3 protein-coding genes are annotated in these 1,654 nt (G+C 73.5%); 1 reads left to right on the forward strand and 2 read right to left on the reverse strand.

All coding sequences use genetic code 11. The features are described from left to right. The coding region (locus tag P409_RS33720; protein WP_034848975.1) for an acetyl-CoA C-acyltransferase at positions 1-946 on the forward strand (946 nt) is incomplete at its 5' end. On the opposite strand, the gene P409_RS33725 is transcribed toward P409_RS33720, so the two are convergent. Next, a complete protein-coding gene (locus tag P409_RS33725) occupies positions 943-1,431 on the reverse strand; it encodes a GNAT family N-acetyltransferase (RefSeq protein ID WP_034848977.1) in 489 nt (162 codons plus the stop codon). The two genes, P409_RS33720 and P409_RS33725, sit on opposite strands and share 4 nt — an antisense overlap. 14 nt (positions 1,432-1,445) lie before the next feature. Continuing rightward, positions 1,446-1,654 (reverse strand): hypothetical protein (locus P409_RS39695; RefSeq protein ID WP_161790523.1); only part of this gene is annotated, 209 nt, incomplete at its 5' end.

A 1,654-nucleotide genomic window follows, 5' to 3' on the forward strand; every position in this document is an offset into this window, starting at 1 on the left:
GGTCGGGGCCACCACCGTCAACAAGGTCTGTGGCTCCGGCATGAAGGCGACGATGCTGGGGCGCGATCTGATCGCTGCCGGCTCGGCCGACATCATCATCACCGGCGGGATGGAGAGCATGTCGAACGCCCCCTGGCTGCTGCCGGGCGTGCGCGACGGGCTGCGCTTCGGCCATGGCCGGATCTTCGACCATGCGGCGCTGGACGGGCTCGAGGATGCCTATGACAAGGGCAGGGCGATGGGCGATTTCGGCGAGGCGACGGCCGCCCGCTACGGCTTCACCCGGGCGGAGCAGGATGCCTATGCCGCGGTGTCGCTGCAGCGGGCCCAGGCGGCGATCGCCGCCGGCGCCTTCGCGGCGGAGATCGCGCCGGTTGCTGTCCCAGCCAAGGGTGGCCCGGCCGAGGTCGCGGTGGACGAGAACCCGCGATCGCTCTCGGCCGATAAGATCCCGGGCCTGAAGCCGGCCTTCCGCCCGGACGGCACCATCACCGCCGCCAGCTCCAGCGCCAATGCCGATGGCGCCGCGGCGCTGGTCCTGGCCCGGCGCTCCGTGGCCGATCGGCAGGGCCTGCCGGTGCTGGCGACGATCCGCGGCCACGCCACGTATTCCCAGGCGCCGGAATGGTTCACCACCGCACCGATCGGGGCGATCCGCCGGCTGCTCGACCGGGCCGGCTGGCGGGCCGGCGAGGTCGACCTGTTCGAGATCAACGAGGCCTTCGCCTGCGTGGTGATGGCGGCGATGCGCGATCTCGACCTGCCGCACGACAAGGTCAACATCCATGGCGGTGCCTGCGCCCTCGGCCATCCGATCGGCGCCACCGGCGCCCGGCTGATCGTCACCCTGCTGGCGGCGATGCAGCGCCACGGCCTGCGCCGCGGCGTCGCCTCGCTCTGCATCGGCGGCGGCGAGGCCACGGCGATCGCGATCGAGAGATCCTAGCCGGCGTAGCGGATGGCGCCGTGGCCGTCCGGCCCGATGCGGCGCAGGCCGATCTTCTCGGCCACCCGCATCGACGCCGCGTTGTCCGGATCGATGTCGGCGACCACCGCGATGCCCAGCGTGTCCCGGGCATGGGCCAGCACCGGGGCCGCGGCCTCGGTGGCGTAGCCTCGGCCCCAGGCGGCGCGGTTGAGGCGCCAGCCGATCTCCACCTCCGGGCCTTCGCCGTCGAGCGGGATCAGTAGCACCCAGCCGAGGAACGGGGCCTCCTGCGTCCGGCCGCGAACGGTCCAGTAGCCCAGCCCCTCCGGATAGGCAGCAGTGATCCGCGCCACGACGAAGCGGCGATGCGCCGCCGGATCGGCCCAGGGCCCGGCGACATGGCGCGTCACCTCCGGGTCGCGATCCATGGCCAGGCAGTCCTCCAGCTCGGCCATGGTCCGCGGCCTCAGGACCAGCCGCGGCGTCTCGAAGGTCGGCAGCATGGGCGGCCGGATACCTATCGCGGCAGCGGCTTGGTCTGGCCCGGCGCGATGCCGCCCAGCTGGGTCAGCAGCGCCGGATAGCTCGGGTCGGTCGGCAGCACCACGCGCTGCGACGTCCCGGCCCGGGCGGCGCTGACCGGGCCGAAATTCAGCATGATCGCGGCGTCCCCGCGCATCGTCGCGGTGTCGCCGCCCTGGGCCACCGGCGGGCGGCAGCGGGGGC

Origin of the sequence: Inquilinus limosus MP06 (genome assembly GCF_000767795.1) — a bacterium.
Classification (GTDB): domain Bacteria; phylum Pseudomonadota; class Alphaproteobacteria; order DSM-16000; family Inquilinaceae; genus Inquilinus; species Inquilinus limosus_E.

Excerpts from the sequence above, each read along its gene's own strand:
- P409_RS33725 (WP_034848977.1), bottom strand. The coding sequence starts at position 1,431 with ATGCTGCCGACCTTCGAGACGCCGCGGCTGGTCCTGAGGCCGCGGACC.